Here is a 430-nt window from a genome sequence, read left to right as displayed (position 1 = left end):
AAGCGCTGATGCGCTCAATGTTGTTACTATGATTTTAGTCTTGTTTGACATCAATCTTCCCCTTGATTTGAAGTGATGCGATATAGGCCTTGTGTTCTAGTTCATCACGCTTGTCTTTCTTGCGTGCAAAGTAGAAGTTCATTAAGAAACCACCAATTGCAACAATAATACTTACCCAAACAACCATATCTATCGAGCCAAGCCAAGCAGATAGAACGCCTGAAACTGATCCCCCATAACCAACAGCTTTACTTGCTACAAGTGCTGTAGCTGATGTGTCTAACGCTTGTTCAGACATGTAACCCCCTATTTTTGGCAATAAAAAAGCACCCGGTTGGGTGCTAAAACTGAATTGATTCTATTTGATCAATACTTTCTGAGTCATAAATAAGTTGCCGAGCTATTCGACTTCTTGAATGACAGTTTGAAA

The 430-nt window shown here is 39.8% G+C and carries 1 protein-coding gene; it reads right to left on the bottom strand.

Annotation, left to right across the window (positions count from 1 at the left end; genetic code table 11):
• Positions 1–34: 34 nt before the first annotated feature.
• Complete coding sequence (locus tag ACG9ZL_RS21200; RefSeq protein ID WP_419361900.1) at positions 35–298, bottom strand: holin; 264 nt, start codon at positions 296–298, stop codon at positions 35–37.
• Positions 299–430: the final 132 nt, after the last annotated feature.

The sequence above is a fragment of the Acinetobacter legionensis genome, from assembly GCF_048551735.1.
Taxonomy (GTDB): Bacteria; Pseudomonadota; Gammaproteobacteria; order Pseudomonadales; family Moraxellaceae; genus Acinetobacter.
The sequence above is the reverse complement of the archived record's forward strand: the minus strand, read 5'-3'. Positions and strand labels throughout refer to the sequence as shown.

Bases quoted from the DNA above. Each gene is read 5' to 3' on its own strand.
- ACG9ZL_RS21200 (WP_419361900.1), bottom strand. From the start codon at position 298: ATGTCTGAACAAGCGTTAGACACATCAGCTACAGCACTTGTAGCAAGT.